This window comes from Streptosporangium sp. NPDC050148 (assembly GCF_055586505.1).
On sequence record NZ_JBVJIA010000007.1, the window covers coordinates 109,240 to 121,470 of the forward strand.

Here is a 12,231-nt window from a genome sequence, read left to right on the forward strand (position 1 = left end):
CCGGGGGCCGGGGACGGCGGGGGCGAGGGGAGCGTCGGGACGACGCAGGGGCGGCCGGGCGGCGGGAACGGAGGCGCGGACGTAGGCGCGGACGGAGGCCGGGTCAGGCGACCCCGGTGCACGGCCGCCTGCGGCCGGTCCGCCGCGCGGGGAGATCGTGGCCTCGCCGGGTGCCGCCGGTCCGCCGGTCGGGGGCCCGGCGGGAGAGCACCTCCGCGTAGACGGCGCAGGTACGGGCGGCGACGCCCTCCCAGTCGTAGTGCGCCCGCGCGTGGGCGGCCGCGGCGGCACCGTACGCGGACAGCAGGTCAGGTGCGGCGAGCAGCCGGCGCAGCGCGCCGCCCAAGGCGTGCGGCTCGCGCGGCGGGACCAGCAGGCCGGTGACGCCGGACAGCACGGTGTCCAGGTGCCCGCCCACGGCCGAGGCGACCACCGGCACGCCGCAGGCCATGGCCTCCAGCGGCACGATCCCGAACGGCTCGTACCAGGGCACGGTCACCACGACGTCCGCCGAGCGCATCAGGGCCGGGACGTCCTCCCTGTCCACCCTGCCGAGGAACCTGACGCGGTCGCCCACCCCGCAGCCGGACGCGACCCGCGCGAGCCTTTCGGTCTCCGGGTCGTCCGGATGACCGCCGGCGATCACCAGGGTGGCCTCCGGGACGTCGGCGAGGGCCCGGATCGCGGTGTCCACGCCCTTGCGGGGCACCGGGCGGCCGATGGAGAGCAGGACGGGCCCGGCGCCCAGGTCCATCCGGGGGCCCTCGGGGGTGAAGGCGCGCACGTCGACGCCGCACGGCACCACCCTCGTCCGGTGGCCGGGCACGCCCATCCGGCGCAGTTCCTCCACCTCGTCGGAGCAGGTCGCGATGGTCACGTCCGCGTGGCAGGCGACCGTGGTCTCGATCCCGACGCGCTCGGGCGGGCTGGTGTCGGCCGCGCCCTGGTGGCGCCGCTTGACCGTGCCGAGGGCGTGGAAGGTGTGCGCGACCGGGACTCCGGCGTCCCGCGCGGCGGCCAGGGCGGCCAGGCCGCTCATCCAGAAGTGGCTGTGCACCATGTCGGGCGGTGCCGACGCGCGCGACCTCCAGCGCCGGGCGAGCCAGCGGCCGAAGTCCGGGATCCAGGGGAGCAGGTCGTCCTTGGCCAGGACCACGGCGGGCCCGGCCGGGACGTGGACCACGGTCACCCCGGGGGCCAGGGCGATCTCCTCCCGCTGGAGGGGCGACTCCCGGCGGGTGTAGACGGTCACCTCGTGCCCGCGTCCGGCGAGCGCCCGCGAGAGGGCGGCGACGTGGACGTTCTGGCCCCCGGCGTCGGCGCCGCCGACGGTCGCGAGGGGGCTGGCGTGTTCGGACACGATGGCGATCCGCATGGGCACGTCTCCTCCTGGGGTACGAGGTAGCCGTGCCTGCGTCCTAGGCACACGCGTCCCAGCTGCCCCTGCCGAGGGTTTTAAACGTGTTTGACCTCGGCATACGTGGGAAGGCGAACTGCTTCGGACGGAGAGGAGTTCGACGATGGAGGCTCCGCAGTACATCGCGGCGCGCGTGCAGAGCGCGCTCGCCGAGGACGAGAGGACCACGGAACTCGGCATCCGGGCGGACGTCCGGGGCGACCAGCTCTACCTGCGCGGTCAGGTCACCGCTGCCGAACGCCGTGACCTGATCGCCGAGGTGGCCGGTGAGGCGGCCCCCGGCCTGGTCGTCCACAACGAGATCGACGTCGTGGACGTACGGGAACCGGGGAAGGAGGAGAAGCTGTGAGAGAGCTGCGCATCGCCGCCGTCGGGGACGTGCACCTGGACGAGAGCCTGCGGGGGCAGTACCGCAAGCGGCTCGAGGGTATCGAGGAGCGCGCCGACGTCCTGCTGCTCGCCGGTGACCTGACCCGGCACGGCACGCTGGAGGAGGGGCGGGTGGTGGCCGACGAGTTCCGCGACCTGCCGATCCCGGTGGTCGCCGTGCTGGGCAACCACGACCACCACTCCGACCTGCCCGCCGAGATCGCCGCCCTGCTGCGGGACGCCGGCATCCACGTCCTGCACGACGACGCCACGGTGCTCGACATCGACGGGGTGCGGCTCGGCGTGGTCGGCGGCAAGGGGTTCGGCGGAGGGTACGCCGGCAAGTGCGCCAGTGACTTCGGCGAGCCCGAGATCAAGGCGTTCGTGGGTCACACCAAGCGGATCGCGGAGCGCTGGCGGGTGGCCCTGAAGGAACTGGAGGCCGACCGCACGGTCGTGCTCTCCCACTACTCGCCGGTCAAGGACACGCTGGCGGGCGAGCCGCTGGAGATCTACCCCTTCCTCGGCAGCTACCTGCTGGCCGAGGCGGTCGACGCCGAGGGCGCCGACCTGATCGTTCACGGTCACGCGCACGCCGGTACGGAGAGGGGCGTGACGCCGGGCGGCATCCGGGTGCGCAACGTCGCCCTGCCGGTGCTCGGCCAGGCGTACGCCGTCTACTGCCTGTAGGACCCCGTCCGCCGGGGCGCTTTCCACGCCTCGGCGGGCGAAGGATCCGGACAAGAAGAAGCGGGCCGGGGGATACCCGGCCCGCGAAGCTTCTATGGGAATTCGGGGCGACTTCGGTTCTGCTCTTTCACGGGCCGCGAGGCCCGGTCTTCACTCGTGTGCCGGCGTCAGGCCGACACGGGACGGGGTACGGACGCCACGTCCGCACCTGGCGTTCGGCGAGCGCGAGGCCCGCGTCAGACATTGAAGATGCTCACACCCCCGGGGCCCACGAGGAAACCGAGGACGATGAGGACGATCCCCCACAGGAGGTCGCGACGGGCCAGGATGACATAGATCCCGGAGATGACGAGGACGACTGCGATGATCCAAAGCAAGGTAGCCATAACCGCCCTCTGCCCTCACAATTCACGACTTAACATCTTCATCATCCTCGGTTCGGTACAGATCAATAATCGGTTGGATGAACCACAACCAAAGGCTGGTCAGAGCCACGACCGCGCCGAACAGCGCGGCGGGCCAGGCGTTGATGACGGTCTCGGCGACCAGGGCCACCGCACTGGTCATCGCGACCAGCAGCCAGCCTGCGCCCGCGATGCCGAGCGCGTTGGAGCGGTGCAGCATCTTCTCCTTCAACCCGGTGCGGAACAGCAGGCGGTGCTGGGCGGCGGGGGTGATGAAGCAGACGGAGGCGATGGCGGCGCTCAGCAGGGCGATGAAGAACAACCAGCGTCCCAGCACGTCCACCTTCTGGAACCCGGGGGCGAAGGGGACGGTGAGCAGGAACGCGAACAGCACCTGCACACCGGTGACCGCGACGCGCAGCCCCTGTAGCAGCTCTCCGAGCTCCCGGTCGACCCGTTCCTTACGACTCTCTCCCGGATGCGGGTCGTCTTTTTGTACGTGTTCGGGCTGAATCATGAACAGCGTTTACCCAGGGTCGGGTTTGCCATGCCTAGCTGCGGAGTTATGGGGTACGCGAGTGCCCATGGGACACAGTCACGAGGTCACCGACGCGATCCTGGAGACGCTGAAGCGGGCCAGCAGCGGTCTGAAGGACGCCGACGTCAGGTTCGCGCTCGCGGGAGGCTGTGCCGCGTACGCGCGCGGAGCCGCCCCTTCACTGCACGACGTTGATTTCGTCCTCCCCCAGGAGGACGTGCCGACCGCCCTGGAGGCGCTGAGCAAGCTGGGCTTCGAGACGGCCAAGCCGCCCGAGGACTGGCTCGTCAAGGCCTACGACGAGGGCAGGCTGGTGGATCTGATCTTCTCCATCTGCGACCATCCGGTGACCCCGGAGCTGCTGAAACGAGCCGAGCCGATGAAGGCGTCGGCGGTGATCCTGCCGGTCCTGGAGGCGACCGACCTGGTCATCTCATGGCTGTTGCCGCTCTCGGAGCACAGCTGCAACTACAGCTCGCTGCTTCCGCAGGTACGGGCCCTGCGCGAGCAGGTCGACTGGAACCGCGTCGCCTCCGTCGTGCAGCACTCTCCCTACGCCTCGACCTTCCTCGTCCTTCTCGAACGCCTCGACGTCCTGCCCGGCCCCCTCGACTCCTCGGGAGACCCGAGCTGGCCCTGAACAGTGTGAACCGCGTGTGAATTTCCGGCCCCTCGGAAGAAGAAATCGAACGACCGGCGCCGCCCCCCGCGGCGCCGTCTTCATGAACGACCTCGCACCGTCTCCGGGAGGGGGCGCGTACCGTCTCCAGGGGGAGTTCCGAACCGTCTCCGGGAGGGGGCCCGCGCCGCCTTCGGGAGGAGCGGGACGGCTCCGTGAAGAGAAGGACGGGAAGCGGGACGGGCCGGGGAACGGGAAGGGCCCCGCCGTGGCGGGGCCCTCGTCGATCGTCATGCCCGGTCGGGACCTCTCCGGCCGCACGTCCTCGTCAGAACGTGCCTGTTCGGTTCGCCCTCGTCAGGGCGTTCCCGGCCGGGTCGTCCTCGTCAGAACGTGCCCGGTCCACCGCCGAAGGGGAAGCGGCCGTAGTACTCGCCGACCCGGTCGCGGTACGCGGGCTCCTTGAAGTTGGCCTCGTCGAACTCGGGGGCGTCCTTGATCTCCTGCTTGGTCCGCGCGACGTAGATCTTCTGCTCCTGAGGGTCGATCTGCGTCACCGTGCTCGCCGGCAGGAGGACCTTCTTGCCGAAGATCCAGGGCCCCGTGTCGACGACCAGGTAGCTCTGGCCGACCTCGTAGGTCGCCTCGTCGACGGAGCCGATCTTCCCGTCGGTGGCCTCGACGTGGTAGCCGGCGACGTCGAGCGTCCTGTCCTGGCCGTAGACGTCGGCTCGGTAGTTCCAGAGTTCAGGCTGCATGGTCGAACATCTCCCTTGAACGTGACTCTCTGGGCTCCGCTTCAGTACCCGGGGCAGGGGCCCTAAACGACGTCTGCCCATGTCGGAGGGGATACAACACCGTGCCTCACCCCCGGTACGGACGTGCCGGCGCGGACCGGCGACACCGGCCGGGTGGCCGTGAGCCTCTCGTCCGGACGGGCACCGCTCCCCACCCCGGTCGCGGCCGGGAACGCCGCGCGGGCGTCCGATTCCGCCTCGGAGCGTCGTCCTCACGCCGGGGTCGTTCTTCCGGCGCTTTTCCGTGAGCCGGTCGTCCCGATCCCCGCCGGCCGGATCCGGAATGGCGATCGCGGAGGGTGGACAACGCGATTCTTATGAAAATGGAACCGACGCCTGTTGGGCGCGTGAATCCATCGGTGCTACACATTGGGAATGCACAAGTCGTTGATAGGCGTAGTGCTGCTCACGGGAATACTGCTCGCGCTCGCGGTCGTGGCCACGGTGATGGTGTTCGGGGCCGGCCCGTCGCCGGAGGTCGCGCGGTCCCGCTCCTCGCCACCGGCCTTGGTCCCGAGCACGGACACGGCGGCGGCCTCCGAGGAACCCCCGGCCGTGGCACCCCCGGACGAGGACACCGACGAGTACGAGGAGGAGCTCGAGCGCCTGCCTGCCGGCAGGGCGGTGCCCCTCGCGATAACCCAGGCCACCCGTGACAAGCTGGCCGCCGCGAGCCGCGCCGCCGCAGGCCCCTCCGCGAAGTCCGCGGAGGTGGCCACCAGGGATGGCATCTACTACGGCATGGTCTTCGGCGAGAGCCGGAAGACCGACACCTACTATGTGATCGCATTTCTGGACGGGCTGCACTTCTGGGTGCGTGAGGGCCGTGGTGAGTGGCGCTTCCGGGGTGATTACGACGCGCGGGTCTGCGCGCCGCCCGTCCCCACCTCGTTGTACGCCGCATGGGGATTGAGTTTCTCGACACGGGACCCGAACGAATATGAACTCTGCCCCGAATGACGCGGGCGGTGCGGGTTCTGCTCTCCCGGGCGCCGAAAGCCGTTCAGGGCGCGCCGTACGCATTTCAGGCGACCATATCGCCGGATATTCGCGATTACAGAACGGGTGCGATGCGAGACGCCCCACGGAGGCCACGCGATGGCCGGTGGGTCGCGGCTCGATCCGCAGGTGGTGGACCCCGCCCCACCGTGCGGCCGCCGGGCCGGGTGATGGCGGCATGTCGGCACATGTACGGACCATGACGCCCGGTCCGGTAGTCTTGTCCAGGTCGGGCGCCGCTAGCTCAGTTGGTTAGAGCAGCTGACTCTTAATCAGCGGGTCCGGGGTTCGAGTCCCTGGCGGCGCACCAGCACGAAGGCCCGGGCCCGGTTCGATGATCATCGAGCCGGGCCCGGGCCTTTCGGCGTTCCGGGCTCGGGGCGCCGGCCGGGGTCAGCGCGGGACGCGGCGGCGGCGCAGCAGGAGCCCGCCCACGGCGGTGAGGATGAGCACGGAGCCGGTCAGTACCAGGGGCCGGCCGTCGGGCCCGGCCTCGCCGCCGCCCCCGGTCGCCGCCGATCCCTCCGGCGTCTCCTCCACCTCGCCGTTCCCCGTGTCCGCCTCGGTGTCGGCCTCGGTGTCCGTGCCGGTGTCGGTGTCCGTGCCGGTGTCGGTGCCCGTGTCGGTGTCCGTTCCCATGTCGGTGCCCGTGTCGGTCCCGGTGTCGGTGCCCGTGTCCGTCCCCGTGCCGTTCGTCCCGCCGACCACGAGGTCCCGGGCGGTCAGGAGGTCGGCGTTGACCACGTCGCACTCGATCACCGGAGCGTTGGCCGCGGTCCCGAAGTTCAGGGCGGCCGGCTTCACCGTGGCCGTCCCGGAGGTGGGGGCGGTGGTCTTCAGGTCCACCGTGGCCGTGGGCAGCGGGATGACCTGGCTCGCGCCGACCTGGCCGAGCGTGCCCGTCCCGGTGGCGGAGGTCAGCCCGGGCATCCCGCTGATGGACGCGTACGCGTACAGCGAGGCGCCGGTCGCCAGTCCCGTGGCGGGCGCCCTCAGCCCGGTGCCGCCCGCGTAGGTCCCGCGCCAGCCGATGGTCGTCTGCGTGCCCGCCGCGGCACCGGTCGGCACCGTCAGCTCGACCTGGACCTTGATGCTCTGCGGCTGGGACTCACCGTCGGTCGTGCAGGTGTACTCCACGATGTCGGTGATCGTGTGCGCGACGGCCACCCGGCTTCGCGGCGTCTCGGGGACGGCTGCCCGGGTCGAGGCCGGGAGCAGGGCCGGACCACAGGCCAGGAGAAGGACGGACAGGACTGAGGGGGCTCGCACGGCGACTCCTGTGGCGACACGTCGGACAAGGGGGAGACGAGTCGCGAAGGTGTTCGGTTGTCCTCCTGTCCGCATTTGGACATTTTCTTGTCTTGAGCGGTGAAGTGCGTTAGTAAGTCCCGTCTCGCGTACCGCCGGACCCGGTACGCGAGACGGGACGGATCGCCCGCCGCGGGGTCAGAGCGCGGTGCGGGTGAACTGCTGGTGGGTGCCGGTGCCGCAGGGATACTGCTTGAACTGGATGTTGTCCTGGGAACCGCTCGGCAGGTCCACGCACTTGCCCGAGTGGCGGGCGACCAGCCGCAGGTAACCGCTCCCGGCGTCGGCCAGGGTGAACTGCTGGTTGGTGCCAGTGCCGCAGCCGTACTGGTGGATCGCGGCGCCGTCGGCGGTGCTCACGTCGCTGACGTCCAGGCACCTGCCCGAGTGGCGGGCGATGATCTGGACGTGGCCGCCGCCGATCGTCTGGATGCGCCACTGCTGGTTGGTGCCTCCGCCGCAGGTGTACTGGATCACGGCGGCGTTGTTGGCGGTGGACTGGTCCTTGACGTCGGCGCACTTGCCGGAGTGGCGTACGGTGAGCCGGTCGTAGCCCGATCCGACCGGGGTGATCGTGCCGGCCGCCGCGTCGATGGTCAGCTGCCGGGCGTTGGACAGGCTCATCGTGGTGTTGCCGGAGAACTGCACCGGGAGCCACACGTACCGGGAGTCGTTGACCGGCCCGCCCCAGGCCCCGGCCCACCGGTCGCCCAGGTAGAGGTACGAGGTGCCCTGGCTGCCCTGGACCGGTAGGACGTAGGCCGGTTGGGAGCCGTGGGTGAGGCCGTCGCCCACGTTCTGCCAGGCGCTCCAGGTGCCGGTGATGCTGGTCGCGGTGGCGTACTTGGCCTGGTTGGGGCTCCAGCCGGTCGCGCCGGAGGTCAGCATGAAGTAGACGCCGTTCCGCTTGAACAGGGCCGGTGCCTCCCGGTGGTCGCCGTCCCAGACGCGCACCAGGGCCCCGACGTCGGTGTAGTTCGCGGTCAGCCGGTAGACGTGCAGGTCGTAGTTCTCGTCGGCGGCCGAGATCATGTAGCCGGTGCCGTCGGTGTCCACGAATGTCGTGATGTCCCGGGACATGTGCCCGAGCGGCCGGAAGCTGCGCAGGTAGGTGTAGTTCCCGTCCACCGTGGAGGAGACCGCCACGGCCGCCCGCGCCTCGCCGTAGTCGCTGCCGTTCTCCTTGTGCATCCACATGACGTACTGGCCGGTGCTCGCATTGAAGACGACCTTCGGCCGCTCGATGTTGGCGACCTGCAGCTCGGCCGCGCTGGACTGGGTCAGCACGTGGTTGCGGAACTCCCAGTTCCGCAGGTCGGCCGACCGGTAGGCCGAGACGTAGCGGAACGTGCCGTTGGCGTTGCGGTTCTCCCCGAACCAGTAGTAGTACGAGCCGACCTTGAGCACGCCGCCGCCGTGGGCGTGCAGCGCGTTGCCGGAGGTGTCGGTGAACGGCGCGCCGACCGGCACCGTGACCGGCGCGGCCCGGACGGACGCGGTCACGGCCGGCACGGTCGCGGCCTGAAGCGATGCGTCCTGAACGGCCGCGGTCTGGGCGGGCGCGGTTCGGACGGTCGCGGCCTGGGCGGGCGCGGCGCCGATCGGCGCGCCGGCCAGGACGAGGCAGAGCACGGACAGCACGGACAGCAGGGGCAGGAGGCGGGGACGGGACATGAGAGGACTCCTCTCGAAGGGGGTTCAGCCTTTGATGCCGCTGAGCAGGACGCCCCTGACGATGTAGCGCTGGGCGACGAGGAACAGGGCGACCAGGGGCAGGATGGCCACCAGCGCCCCGGCGAAGAGCGCCGGCAGGTTGACCGCCTGCTGGTTGAGGTTGGTGGAGAGCGCCACCTGCACGGTCCAGTACGCCGGGTCCTGGCCGATGACCAGCGGCCACAGGAAGGCGTTCCAGTGCTCGATGAAGGACAGGATGCCGAGCGAGGCGAACAGCGCGCCCGAGTTGGGCAGCGCCAGCCGCAGGTACAGGCCCAGGTGGCCCAGGCCGTCCACCCGGCCCGCATCCTCCAGTTCGCGCGGGAAGCGCAGGTAGAACCCGCGGAACAGCAGCACCGCGAACGCGCTGAACAGGCCGGGCACGATGAGCCCCCACAGTGTGTTCACCCCGCCCATCGAGCCCACCACGACGAACGTGGGGATGAACGTCGCGGCGCCCGGCACCATCATCGTGGCGATGATGAAGAAGAACACCGGCCGGGAGGCGGGAACCGGGATCCTGGCCAGGCCGTACCCGGCCATGGAGGCCAGCAGCGTCGCGACCGGGGCGGAGATCGCGGAGATCAGCGTGGAGTTCCACAGCGCGTGGACGAGCGGCACGGCCTCGTTGCCGAAGGCGTCGGCGAACCCCTGCAGGCTGACCGTCTCGGGCCACCAGTGCCAGTCCAGCGAGCCGAGTTCCCGCCTGCTCATCAGCGCGTTGCGGACCAGCAGGTAGAACGGGAGCAGGAACGGCACCGCGAGCACCACGGCCGCCAGGTAGGTGCCCAGGTTGCGCCTTCTCACCGGCCTCGTGGGCCTCGCCGTGCTCGCCGTGCCCGTCTCGCGCGCGGGTCTCGCGTTGTTCGCGGGCCTCGCCGGGCCCGCTGCGCTCGTCGGGCCTGCCGCGCTGGCCGGGCCTGCCGGGCCCGCCGGGGTCGTGGACGTCATCGGGCCTCCTCCTCGGCCGTCCTGCCGAAGCCGGCGAAGCGGCCCTGCAGCAGGGTGAAGGCCACGATGAGCAGGGTGACGACGAACGCGCCGGCCGAGCCCGCGCCGTAGTTCTGCTCGCCGAGCGCGGTCTGGAACAGGTAGATCAGCGGGGTCCTGCCATCCGCGCCGCCCAGCCCCGACAGGTTGGAGGCGAGGATGTTGTAGAACTCGTCGAACGCCTGGAAGGCGTTGATGATCAGCAGCAGGGTGACCGCGACCGAGGTGTTGCGCAGCATGGGCCAGGTGATGTGGCGGAACAGCCGCCACCCCGACTCGGCCCCGTCGACCCGCGCGGCCTCGTACAGCTGGGCGGGGATCTGCTGGATCCCGGCCAGGAAGAGGATCATGTAGAAGCCGGTCTGCAGCCAGAGCCGCACGGTGACCAGCACGATCCAGTACAGCGGCGGGTCCACGGTGGCCACCCAGCCGATCGACTCCTCGTACCCCAGCAGGTAGGCCAGGCTGTTGGCCACCCCCGAGGGCGTGCCGCTGAACAGGCTCATCTTCCACACCAGGGCGCCGACCACGTACGAGACGGCCGCCGGGATGAAGAAGGTCGTCCGGAAGAACGCCCGCCCCCCGCGCAGGCGGTTCACCAGCACGGCCAGGCCCAGCGCGAACGCGAACGTCACCGGCACGATGAGCAGCGTGAACACCACGATCGTGACCAGGGACCTGGTGAACGCGGGATCGGCCAGCAGGCGCCGGTAGTTCTCCAGGCCGTTCCAGGCGCCCAGGCTGATCGTGCCGCGCGCCTCGTTGAAGCTGAGCAGCAGCCCCCAGCCGATGGCCACGTACTTGAACACGAACAGCCCGGCCACCATCGGCAGCGTGAGGAGGAGGAACGCGCGCCAGGCGGGCCAGCGCCGCGCCCCCGCCGCCCGGCCCGCCGTCCGTCCGTCCGGCCCCGCCCGCCCCGCCCGCCACGGCCGCCGCGGCGCGGGCCCGGTGACCGCCCCGCCGGAGGGCGTCCCGGTCGCGGAGGCCGGGCTCACAGCGCGGGCATCCGGTCGAGGATGTCCTGGGAGCGTTCGGCCGCCTCGGCGAGCGTCCTGGCCGGGTCGGCGTCCTTCTTGACGATCGCGGTGACCGCGTCGGTGTACGGCTGGCGCACCTCGGGCGTCCACAGCGCGGGCTGCTTGACGCCGTTGGCGGCGGTGGCGTCCATCACGGTCTTGGCGAGCCCGGTCCGCAGCTTGTCGGCCTGGGCGGCGATGCTGGTGCGCGGCGGGAGGTGGAAGCCGTAGGCGAGGTTCCAGTCGGTCTGCGCGGCCGTGTTCTCCACCCACAGCCAGCGGACGTAGCGCTTGGCGGCCTCCAGGTTGGCGCTCTTGCCGTTGACGACCTGCACCCAGCCGCCCATGTTGACCACCGGCTTGCCGCCGGCCTTGAACGCGGGCAGCGGGAAGGCGCCGACGTCGTCGCCGAGCGCCTCGGTCATGCCGGGCACGGCCCACAGGCCGCCCCACTGCATGGCGGCGGCGCCGGTGACGAGCGCGCCCGGGTCCCACCAGTCGGTGGAGTAGCCCTGCAGGGTGGCCTTGGCGTCGTAGAGACCCTTCAGCGCGGTCAGCACCTCGACCACCGCCGGGTCGTCATAGACGATCTTCCGGTCCCGGACCAGCGGGTTGCCGTTGGACCACGGGACGACCGTGGCCAGCGGGCCGATCCCGTCGTTCCCGGCGAACAGGCCCTTCTGCTTGCCCGCGGTGAGCTTCTTCGCCGCCCCGGCCAGCTCGTCGAAGGTGTTCGGGACGGGCAACCCGGCCTTCTGGAACAGGGACGGACGGTAGAAGAGCAGCATCAGGTCGACGACCATGGGAACGGCGTAGACCTTGCCGCCCCAGGTGTACGGCTCCAGCACCGTGGGGTTGAAGTCGGCCTTCTCGGCGCCGAGGACGTCGTCGAGCGGGGCGACCTGGTTCGCCTTGACCATGTTCGGGCTGACGTCGTTGACCTCGTAGACGTCCGGGCCGCCCGGCGTGAGCACCGCGGCCGTCCACTTGGTCGCGTAGTCGCCGGGGATCCAGGACACCTTGACGGCGATGTCCGGGTTGGCCTTGGTGAAGTCGGCGGCGTAGCGCATGGCCGCCTGCTGGGTGCCCGCCTCACCGTACTCGTGGTACCAGTGGTTCAACGTGATCTTGGGGGCGCCCGCGGGGGAGGCGCCTCTCGCCTTGGCCATGGGGTCGCCGCCGGAACAGGCGGAGACGGCGGCGCCGGCGACGAAGAGCACGGACCCCTTCAGGAATCCGCGGCGGGTGGGAGGGCTGTCCATCGGGTGTCACCTCTCGCGTGGGGGGACGGAACGGTGCCGATGTCAGGTAACCGGTTACTTCGACGTCATGAGGCGGACGCTAGACGCGGGAATCGGGTGCCGTCAA

General features: G+C 70.7%; 13 protein-coding genes and 1 tRNA gene. 5 read left to right on the plus strand and 9 right to left on the minus strand.

Annotated elements, in window-relative coordinates; genetic code table 11:
• Window positions 1-103 precede the first annotated feature (103 nt).
• Complete coding sequence (locus ACZ6RT_RS09855) at window positions 104-1,375, minus strand: glycosyltransferase (RefSeq protein ID WP_470152853.1); 1,272 nt, start codon at window positions 1,373-1,375, stop codon at window positions 104-106.
• Window positions 1,376-1,520: 145 nt separating this feature from the next.
• Between ACZ6RT_RS09855 and ACZ6RT_RS09860 the strand changes: the two genes are divergently transcribed.
• Both ACZ6RT_RS09860 and ACZ6RT_RS09865 read left to right on the plus strand, forming a co-directional pair.
• On the plus strand, window positions 1,521-1,766 hold the full coding sequence (locus tag ACZ6RT_RS09860; RefSeq protein WP_344894681.1) for a BON domain-containing protein: 246 nt from the start codon (window positions 1,521-1,523) through the stop codon (window positions 1,764-1,766).
• The gene (locus tag ACZ6RT_RS09865) at window positions 1,763-2,476 is read left to right on the plus strand and encodes a metallophosphoesterase family protein (RefSeq protein WP_470152855.1); all 714 of its coding nucleotides are present in this window, start codon (window positions 1,763-1,765) and stop codon (window positions 2,474-2,476) included. Before ACZ6RT_RS09860 ends, ACZ6RT_RS09865 begins: the two co-directional genes overlap by 4 nt.
• 236 nt (window positions 2,477-2,712) lie before the next feature.
• On the opposite strand, the gene ACZ6RT_RS09870 is transcribed toward ACZ6RT_RS09865, so the two are convergent.
• Together ACZ6RT_RS09870 and ACZ6RT_RS09875 are read right to left on the minus strand one after the other, a co-directional pair.
• Window positions 2,713-2,862, minus strand: coding sequence for a GPGG-motif small membrane protein (locus ACZ6RT_RS09870; protein WP_184719841.1), 150 nt, complete (start codon window positions 2,860-2,862; stop codon window positions 2,713-2,715).
• A gap of 22 nt (window positions 2,863-2,884) precedes the next feature.
• Entirely contained in the window at window positions 2,885-3,397 is a 513-nt protein-coding gene (locus tag ACZ6RT_RS09875) for a DUF6328 family protein (protein ID WP_470152857.1), read from the minus strand.
• Window positions 3,398-3,464: 67 nt separating this feature from the next.
• On the opposite strand from ACZ6RT_RS09875, the gene ACZ6RT_RS09880 reads away from it, so the two are divergent.
• Window positions 3,465-4,058 carry a nucleotidyltransferase family protein gene (locus ACZ6RT_RS09880; RefSeq protein ID WP_399186280.1) on the plus strand — a complete coding sequence of 198 codons (594 nt, stop codon included), beginning with the start codon at window positions 3,465-3,467 and terminating at the stop codon, window positions 4,056-4,058.
• 365 nt (window positions 4,059-4,423) lie between these two features.
• On the opposite strand, the gene ACZ6RT_RS09885 is transcribed toward ACZ6RT_RS09880, so the two are convergent.
• A complete protein-coding gene (locus tag ACZ6RT_RS09885) occupies window positions 4,424-4,795 on the minus strand; it encodes a PRC-barrel domain containing protein (RefSeq protein WP_399186279.1) in 372 nt (123 codons plus the stop codon).
• 414 nt (window positions 4,796-5,209) lie between these two features.
• Here ACZ6RT_RS09885 and ACZ6RT_RS09890 point away from each other — a divergent pair, with 414 nt between their 5' ends.
• Window positions 5,210-5,794 (plus strand): hypothetical protein, encoded by a 585-nt coding sequence (locus tag ACZ6RT_RS09890; protein ID WP_470152859.1) that lies wholly within the window; start codon window positions 5,210-5,212, stop codon window positions 5,792-5,794.
• Between the two features lie 272 nt (window positions 5,795-6,066).
• Window positions 6,067-6,143, plus strand: a tRNA-Lys gene (locus ACZ6RT_RS09895).
• An 83-nt stretch (window positions 6,144-6,226) separates the two neighbouring features.
• Here the strand turns inward: ACZ6RT_RS09895 and ACZ6RT_RS09900 are convergent.
• From ACZ6RT_RS09900 to ACZ6RT_RS09920, 5 genes are all read right to left on the minus strand, one after another.
• On the minus strand, window positions 6,227-7,102 hold the full coding sequence (locus ACZ6RT_RS09900) for a hypothetical protein (protein ID WP_470152860.1): 876 nt from the start codon (window positions 7,100-7,102) through the stop codon (window positions 6,227-6,229).
• 177 nt (window positions 7,103-7,279) lie between these two features.
• Window positions 7,280-8,815 (minus strand): RICIN domain-containing protein, encoded by a 1,536-nt coding sequence (locus ACZ6RT_RS09905; RefSeq protein ID WP_470152861.1) that lies wholly within the window; start codon window positions 8,813-8,815, stop codon window positions 7,280-7,282.
• 24 nt (window positions 8,816-8,839) lie between these two features.
• A complete protein-coding gene (locus tag ACZ6RT_RS09910; protein WP_470152862.1) occupies window positions 8,840-9,661 on the minus strand; it encodes a carbohydrate ABC transporter permease in 822 nt (273 codons plus the stop codon).
• A 140-nt stretch (window positions 9,662-9,801) separates the two neighbouring features.
• Window positions 9,802-10,842: a carbohydrate ABC transporter permease gene (locus tag ACZ6RT_RS09915; RefSeq protein WP_470152864.1), complete on the minus strand. Its 1,041-nt coding sequence runs from the start codon at window positions 10,840-10,842 to the stop codon at window positions 9,802-9,804.
• Entirely contained in the window at window positions 10,839-12,125 is a 1,287-nt protein-coding gene (locus ACZ6RT_RS09920) for an ABC transporter substrate-binding protein (protein ID WP_470152866.1), read from the minus strand. The genes ACZ6RT_RS09915 and ACZ6RT_RS09920 overlap by 4 nt, the downstream gene beginning before the upstream one ends.
• Window positions 12,126-12,231 lie beyond the last annotated feature (106 nt).

Bases quoted from the DNA above. Each gene is read 5' to 3' on its own strand.
- ACZ6RT_RS09855 (WP_470152853.1), bottom strand. From the start codon at position 1,375: ATGCGGATCGCCATCGTGTCCGAACACGCCAGCCCCCTCGCGACCGTC.
- ACZ6RT_RS09860 (WP_344894681.1), top strand. From the start codon at position 1,521: ATGGAGGCTCCGCAGTACATCGCGGCGCGCGTGCAGAGCGCGCTCGCC.
- ACZ6RT_RS09870 (WP_184719841.1), bottom strand. From the start codon at position 2,862: ATGGCTACCTTGCTTTGGATCATCGCAGTCGTCCTCGTCATCTCCGGG.
- ACZ6RT_RS09875 (WP_470152857.1), bottom strand. From the start codon at position 3,397: ATGATTCAGCCCGAACACGTACAAAAAGACGACCCGCATCCGGGAGAG.
- ACZ6RT_RS09880 (WP_399186280.1), top strand. From the start codon at position 3,465: ATGGGACACAGTCACGAGGTCACCGACGCGATCCTGGAGACGCTGAAG.
- ACZ6RT_RS09885 (WP_399186279.1), bottom strand. From the start codon at position 4,795: ATGCAGCCTGAACTCTGGAACTACCGAGCCGACGTCTACGGCCAGGAC.
- ACZ6RT_RS09890 (WP_470152859.1), top strand. From the start codon at position 5,210: ATGCACAAGTCGTTGATAGGCGTAGTGCTGCTCACGGGAATACTGCTC.
- ACZ6RT_RS09905 (WP_470152861.1), bottom strand. From the start codon at position 8,815: ATGTCCCGTCCCCGCCTCCTGCCCCTGCTGTCCGTGCTGTCCGTGCTC.
- ACZ6RT_RS09920 (WP_470152866.1), bottom strand. From the start codon at position 12,125: ATGGACAGCCCTCCCACCCGCCGCGGATTCCTGAAGGGGTCCGTGCTC.